The 7959-nt window shown below is 72.6% G+C and carries 1 protein-coding gene; it reads left to right on the top strand.

Features of this window, described 5'->3' with window-relative positions; genetic code table 11:
* Position 1: 1 nt before the first annotated feature.
* Positions 2 to 7959, top strand: a 7958-nt coding sequence (locus EEJ42_RS10850; protein WP_123099744.1) for a type I polyketide synthase, incomplete at its 3' end; no start/stop codon positions are given.

Genomic DNA, 7959 nt, shown 5'->3' with positions numbered 1-7959 from the left:
AATGGCGACGGCGAACGAAGAGAAGTACCTCGACTACCTCAAGCGGGCCACCACCGACCTGCGCGAGGCGCGGCGTCGGCTGCGCGAGGTCGAGGAGCGCGAGCAGGAGCCCATCGCCATCGTCGCGATGAGCTGCCGCTACCCGGGCGGCGTGCGGACGCCCGAGGAGCTGTGGGAGCTGGTCGCCCGCGGCGGTGACGCGGCCTCGCCGTACCCCACCGACCGCGGCTGGGGTACGGACGTCCTCTTCGATCCCGAGCCGGACAGCGGCCAGGAGCCGTACGTCCGCGAGGGCGGTTTCCTGCACGACGCGGCCGAGTTCGACCCGGCGTTCTTCGGGATCTCGCCGCGCGAGGCCCTGGCCATGGACCCGCAGCAGCGGCTGCTGCTGGAGACGTCGTGGGAGGCGTTCGAGCGCGCGGGCATCGACCCGACGACGCTCCAGGGCAGCCGGACCGGCGTGTTCGCGGGCGTCATGTACCACGACTACGCGTCCCGGCTGTTCTCCGCGCCCGAGGACGTCGAAGGCTTCCTCGGCAACGGCAGCTCCGGCTCCATCGCCTCCGGCCGCGTCGCGTACACCTTCGGCCTGGAAGGCCCGGCCGTCACCATCGACACGGCCTGCTCCTCTTCCCTGGTCGCCCTGCACTTCGCCGCCCAGGCGCTGCGCCGCGGCGAGTGCTCGCTGGCGCTTGCCGGTGGCGTCACGGTCATGGCCACCCCCGGTACGTTCACCGAGTTCAGCCGCCAGCGGGGGCTGGCCACCGACGGCCGCTGCAAGTCGTTCGCGGAGGCCGCCGACGGCACCGGCTGGGGCGAGGGCGCGGGCATGCTGCTGCTGGAGCGGCTGTCCGACGCCCGCGCCAACGGCCACCAGGTGCTCGGCCTCGTCCGCGGCTCCGCCATCAACCAGGACGGCGCCAGCAGCGGCCTCACCGCCCCCAACGGCCCGTCCCAGCAGCGCGTCATACGCCAGGCCCTGGCCGGGGCCCGGCTCTCCGCCGGACAGATCGACGTGGTCGAGGCGCACGGCACGGGGACCACGCTGGGCGACCCCATCGAGGCGCAGGCGCTGCTCGCCACCTACGGGCGCAACCACAGCGAAGAGCAGCCGCTCTGGCTGGGCTCCATCAAGTCCAACATCGGCCACACGCAGGCCGCCGCCGGTGTCGCGGGCATCATCAAAATGGTCATGGCGATGCGCCACGGCGTCCTCCCGCAGACCCTGCACGTCGACCAGCCCACCTCCAACGTCGACTGGTCCGCCGGCGCCGTCTCGCTGCTCACCGAGACCCGCGCCTGGCCCGACACCGGACAACCGCGCCGCGCCGCGGTGTCCTCGTTCGGCATCAGCGGCACCAACGCGCACACCATCCTGGAGCAGGCGCCCGACCCGGCCACTGAGGAGTCGCAGCCCGCCGCTGACGACGCCGCCCCCGCCACCGCGCTGCCGCTGTGGACCGTCGCGGCCAAGACCCGGACCGCGCTGCGCGCCCAGGCCGCGAACCTCCGCGCCCACCTCGACGCAAACCCCGGACTCCCGCTCGCCGACGCCGCGTTCTCCCTGGCCACCGGCCGGGCGGCCTTCGAGCACCGCGCGGCGATCGTCGCCGACGACCGCGACGGCCTGGTACGCGCCCTCGACGCGCTGACCCGCGAGGAGCCCGCGACCGGGCTGTTCGACGGCAAGGTCGCGGGCGGCAAGGTGGCGTTCCTGTTCACGGGGCAGGGCAGCCAGCGCCTCGGGATGGGGCGCGAGCTGTACGAGGCGTACCCGGTGTTCGCCGGTGCCCTGGACGAGGTGTGCGCCGAGCTGGATCAGCACCTTGAGCGGCCGCTGCGTGACGTCCTGTTCGGCGAGGACGCCTCGGTGCTGGACCGGACCGGTTTCACCCAGCCCGCACTGTTCGCGGTTGAGGTGGCGCTGTTCCGGCTGGTGGAGGCGTGGGGGCTGCGGCCCGACTTCCTGTCCGGGCACTCGATCGGTGAGCTGGCCGCCGCGCATGTGGCGGGTGTGTTCTCGCTCGCGGACGCCTGCCGGTTGGTGGCGGCGCGTGGGCGGTTGATGCAGGAGCTTCCGGCCGGTGGCGCGATGATCGCCGTCCAGGCGTCGGAGGACGAGGTGGCCCCGCTCCTCACCGAGCGCGTCAGCATCGCCGCGGTGAACGGGCCGACCTCCGTGGTCATCGCGGGCGACGAGGACGCGGCGCTGGAAATCGCGGCGGACTTCGAGGCGCAGGGGCGGAAGACCAAGCGGCTCACCGTCAGCCACGCCTTCCACTCGCCCCGTATGGACGGGATGCTGGACGCGTTCCGCGAGGTGGCGCAGGGGCTGTCGTACGAGGCCCCGAAGATCCCCATCGTGTCGAACCTGACCGGCGCCGTGGTGTCCGCCGAGGAGATCACGACTGCCGACTTCTGGGTGCGCCACGTCCGTGAGGCGGTGCGCTTCCTCGACGGTGTGCGCGCCCTCGAGGACCGTAACGTCACCACGTTCGTGGAACTGGGCCCGGACGGCGTCCTCAGCGCCATGGCACAGGACTGCCTGACCCGTGACGACGCCACCCTTGTCTCCGCGCTGCGCACCGGCCGCCCCGAGGTCCGGAGCCTGGCCACCGCCCTCGCGCAGGCACACGTACGCGGCGTCTCACCCGACTGGAACGCGGTGTTCGCCGGGACGGACACGACCCGCACCGACCTTCCGCTGTACGCCTTCCAGCGCGAAACGTACTGGCTGGACGCCGGATACCCGATGGGCGACGTGACGTCCGCCGGGCTCGGCGCCGCAGACCACCCCCTGCTGGGCGCCGCGGTGGCGCTCGCCGACACCGACGGCTTCCTCTACACCGGCCGCCTCGCCCTGGACACCCACCCGTGGCTGGCGGACCACACGGTGGCCGGTTCGGTGCTGCTGCCCGGGACCGCGTTCGTGGAGCTGGCGGTGCGCGCCGGTGACCAGGTGGGATGCGATCTGCTGGAGGAGCTGACCCTGGAGGCGCCGTTGGTGCTTCCCGAGGTGGGTGGCGTGCAGCTTCAGCTGTCGGTGGGCGCGCCCGACGCGTCCGGGCGGCGCGCGCTGACGGTGTACTCGCGGCCCGAGGACGCGGCCGTGGACGAGGTCTGGGAGCGGCACGCCTCGGGTGTGCTGGGCTCGGGGGCGTCGTCTTCCGCCTCCTTCGACCTGGGCGTATGGCCCCCGGAGGGCGCGAAACCGGTCGCGGTCGAGGGCCTGTACGAGGGACTGGCCGACGCCGGGCTCGCCTACGGCCCGGTGTTCCGCGGGCTGAAGTCCGCGTGGCGGCTGGGCGATGACGTCTACGCCGAGCTGGAGTTGGCGGAGGACGCGCGGTCCGAGGCGGGAGCGTTCGGTCTGCATCCGGCGCTGCTGGATTCGGCGCTGCATGCGGTGGGTCTGGGTGGCCTGATCGAGGGCGAGGACGGGGCTCGGCTGCCGTTCTCGTGGTCCGGTGTGTCGCTGCACGCGGTCGGTGCGTCGGTGCTGCGGGTGCGCCTGTCGGCCGTGGGCGCGGACGCGGTGGCGTTGGCGGTGGCCGATGGTGCGGGTCGTGCCGTGCTGTCGGTGGACTCGCTGGTGTTGCGGCCGGTGGCCGTCGAGCAGATCCGCGGCGCGCGGGGCGGGCGCCAGGAGTCGCTGCACCGGCTCGACTGGGCCGAGGTGTCGGGCGCGGGTGCGGCGGGGAAGTGTGTGCTGCTTGGGTCCGACCCGCTGGACTTGGCGTCGTCCGGGCAGCGGTTCGACACGTACGCGGACTTGGACGCGCTCGCGGCTGCGGTCGACGGGGGTGCGGAGTCCCCGGAGTACGTAGTGGTGTCCCTGGCAAATCAAGCCCGTCCGGCGATTGAGGACACGCCCGAAGGGCGTTCCGGCCTGCACGCCGATGGTGCGGCAACTTCAGCCCGTCCGGCGTTTGAGGACCGGGGTCAAGGGGCGGAGCCCATTGTTTCGGGAAGGGGCGGGGTGGGGGAAAGCCCCTCGCCCGCCGAAGCCGCACATCACGCCACCACCCAGGCCCTCCACCTCCTCCAGACCTGGCTGAACGACGACCGCTTCGCGGACGCCCGGCTGGTCCTGCTGACCTCGGGTGCCGTGGCCGCCGGTACGGACGAGCCCGTCACCGACCTGGCCCACGCCGCCGTGTGGGGCCTGGTGCGCTCCGCCGAGTCGGAGAACCCGGGCCGGTTTGTGCTGGTCGACGTCGATGGTGCGGCTGATTCGCGTGCGGCGGTGTCGGGCGCGCTGGCGTCGGGTGAACCGCAGGTGGCGGTGCGGGACGGTGTGCTGCGGGCGCCGCGTCTGGCGCGGGCCGTGGTGGACGCCGAGCAGACGGCTGACTTTGGTGCCGAGGGCACGGTGCTGGTGACCGGTGCGAGTGGCACGCTGGGCGGGCTGGTGGCCCGTCATCTGGTGGCGGAACGTGGCGTACGGCAGTTGCTGCTGGTCAGCCGTCGTGGCGCGGAGGCTCCGGGCGCTTCGGAACTCGGTGCCGAGCTGACGGAGCTGGGTGCCGAGGTGCACTGGGTTGCGTGCGATGTGGCGGACCGGGATGCGCTGGCCGAGGTGCTGGGGTCGGTTCCGGCCGAGCGTCCGCTGACCGGGGTTGTGCACACGGCGGGTGTGCTGGACGACGGTGTGATCGGCTCGCTGACGGCTGAGCGGCTGGCCACCGTACTGCGCCCGAAGGTGGACGCGGCCTGGAACCTCCACGAGCTGACGGCTGATCTGGATCTGAAGGCGTTCGTCCTGTTCTCGTCCGCTTCCGGTGTCTTCGGTGGCGCGGGGCAGGGCAACTACGCGGCGGCCAACGCGTATGTGGATGCGTTGGCGCAGCACCGTAGGGCGCGTGGGCTGGCCGGTACCTCCCTCGCCTGGGGCCTCTGGGCGGAATCCAGCGCGATGACCGGCGCCTTGGACGATGCCGATGTGTCCCGGATGAGCCGGGGCGGCGTTGCCGCGCTGTCGGCCGCCGAGGGGTTGGAGCTGTTCGACGCGGCGTCTGGTGCGGGCGAGGCGTTGCTGGTGCCGGTGCGGCTGGACTTGGCGGCGGTGCGGGCCGAGGCCGCGGCGTCGGGTGTGGTGGCGCCGTTGATGCGTGGGCTGGTGCGGGTGCCGGGGCGGCGTACGGCGGAGGGCTCGGCCGCATCGGGTGCGCTGGCGCAGCGGCTGGCCGGGCTCGGCGAGGCCGAACAGCTCGACCTGCTGCTGGGGCTGGTCCGTACGCAGGTCGCCGCCGTCCTGGGCTACGGCTCCGCCGATTCCGTGGACCCCGATCGCGCGTTCCGCGACCTGGGCTTCGACTCGCTGACCGCCGTCGAGCTGCGCAACCGGATGAACGCGGCCACCGGCATGCGGCTCCCCGCCACCCTGGTCTTCGACTACCCGACCTCCCTCGTTCTCGCCGAGCACCTTCGGGCGGAACTCGCGGGCACACACGGCCAGTTGGCCGTACCGGCGTCAACCGTGGGCGCGGTCGACGACGAGCCGATCGCCATCGTCGCCATGAGCTGCCGCTTCCCGGGCGGAGTGCGCACCCCCGAGGAGCTGTGGCAGCTGCTGTCCTCCGGCCGGGACGCGATCTCCGGCTTCCCCGTCGACCGCGGCTGGGACCTGGACGCGATCTACCACCCGGACCCCGAGCACCCGGGCACCTCGTACACCCGCGAGGGCGGCTTCCTCCACGAGGCCGCCGACTTCGACCCCACCTTCTTCGGGATATCGCCGCGCGAGGCCGTCGCCACCGACCCGCAGCAGCGGCTGCTGCTCGAGACGTCGTGGGAGGCGTTCGAGCGCGCGGGCATCGACCCGACGACCCTGCGCGGCAGCCAGACCGGTGTCTTCGCGGGCGTCATGTACCACGACTACGCCACGCTCGTGGAGCAGGCCCCCGACGGCGGCGGCGAAGGCGCGATCGGCTCCGGCAGCACCGGCTCCATCGCCTCCGGCCGGGTCGCGTACGCCCTCGGGCTGGAGGGCCCGGCGGTGACGGTGGACACGGCCTGCTCGTCGTCGCTCGTCGCCCTGCACTGGGCGATGCAGGCCCTGCGGGCGGGGGAGTGCTCGCTGGCGCTGGCCGGTGGCGTCACGGTGATGGCCACCCCGGCCACCTTCATCGGCTTCAGCCGCCAGGGCGGCCTGTCCGCCGACGGCCGCTGCAAGGCGTTCTCGGCGGACGCGGACGGCACCGGCTGGGCCGAGGGCGCGGGCATGCTGCTCGTGGAGCGGCTGTCGGACGCGCGGCGCAACGGCCACCCCGTGCTGGCGGTCGTACGCGGCAGCTCGGTCAACCAGGACGGTGCGTCGAATGGTCTGACGGCGCCGAACGGTCCGTCGCAGCAGCGCGTCATCCGCGCGGCCCTGGCCGGCGCGGGTCTGTCGGCCGCCGAGGTGGACGCGGTGGAGGCGCACGGTACGGGGACCACGCTGGGCGACCCGATCGAGGCGCAGGCGCTGCTCGCCACGTACGGCCGCGACCGGTCCGAGGACCAGCCCCTGCTGCTGGGTTCCATCAAGTCCAACATGGGCCACACGCAGGCCGCGGCCGGTGTCGCCGGTGTGATGAAGATGGTCCTCGCCATGCGTCACGGGGTGCTGCCGCAGACCCTGCACGCGGGCGAGGCGTCCCCGCATGTCGACTGGTCGGCGGGCGCGGTGTCGCTGCTGACCGAGCAGACGCAGTGGCCGGAGACCGGCCGTCCGCGCCGCGCGGGTGTGTCGTCGTTCGGCATCAGCGGCACCAATGTGCACACCATCATCGAGCAGGCTCCGGTGGTCGAGGCGGAGCCCGTCGCTGACATCACCCCGCCGGTGCTGCCCTCGGTGATCTCCGGCCGCAGCGCGGCCGCCCTGCGCGCCCAGGCCGAACGCCTGCGGGCCCACGTGGACGCCCATCCCGAACTGCGCCCCGTCGACCTCGGCTACTCGCTCGCGACCACCCGTTCCGCCTTCGACCACCGCGCGGCCGTCGTCGCCGAGGACCGTGCCGGGCTGCTGGCCGGTCTGGAGGCGCTGGCGGAGGGCCGCAGTGCCGCGGGGCTCGTTGAGGGTTCGGTGGCCGGTGGGCGGGTGGCGTTCCTGTTCACGGGTCAGGGGAGCCAGCGGCTGGGGATGGGGCGTGAGCTGTATGACGCCTATCCGGTGTTCGCGGAGGCGCTGGATGCGGTGTGCGATGCGCTGGACGAGCATCTTGAGCAGCCGCTGAAGACGGTGCTGTTCGGGGATGATGCGGCGGTCTTGATTCAGACGGCGTTCACGCAGCCTGCGCTGTTCGCGGTTGAGGTGGCGTTGTTCCGGCTGGTGGAGGCGTGGGGTCTGCGTGCGGACTTCCTGTCGGGCCACTCGATTGGTGAGCTGGCTGCGGCGCATGTGGCGGGTGTGTTGCCCCTTGCGGATGCGGCGAAGTTGGTGGCGGCTCGTGGGCGGTTGATGCAGGAGCTTCCGGCCGGTGGCGCGATGGTGGCGGTGCAGGCGTCGGAGGACGAGGTGGTGCCACTGCTCACCGAGCGCGTCAGCATGGCCGCTGTGAATGGCCCGACGTCTGTGGTCATCGCGGGTGACGACGACGCTGTGGTTGAGGTTGCCGCGTCGTTTGAGGCGCGGGGGCGTAAGACGAAGCGGCTCGCGGTCAGTCATGCGTTCCATTCGCCGCGTATGGACGGGATGCTGGAGGCGTTCCGTGAGGTTGCGGAGGGGCTGTCGTACGGGGCTCCGCGTATCCCGATCGTGTCGAACCTGACCGGGGATGTCGTCTCCGCCGAGGAGATCGCGACCGCCGACTTCTGGGTGCGGCATGTCCGTGAGGCCGTCCGCTTCCTCGATGGTGTGCGTGCTCTGGAGGCCCAGGGGGTCAGCACCTTTGTGGAGCTGGGTCCGGACGGTGTGCTCACCGCCATGGCGCAGGAGTGTGTGACCGGCGACGACGCCGCCTTTGCGTCCGTCTGCCG

Source organism: Streptomyces botrytidirepellens, assembly GCF_003721215.1.
GTDB lineage: Bacteria > Actinomycetota > Actinomycetes > Streptomycetales > Streptomycetaceae > Streptomyces > Streptomyces himastatinicus.
This window is presented reverse-complemented; position numbering and strand designations above follow the sequence as displayed.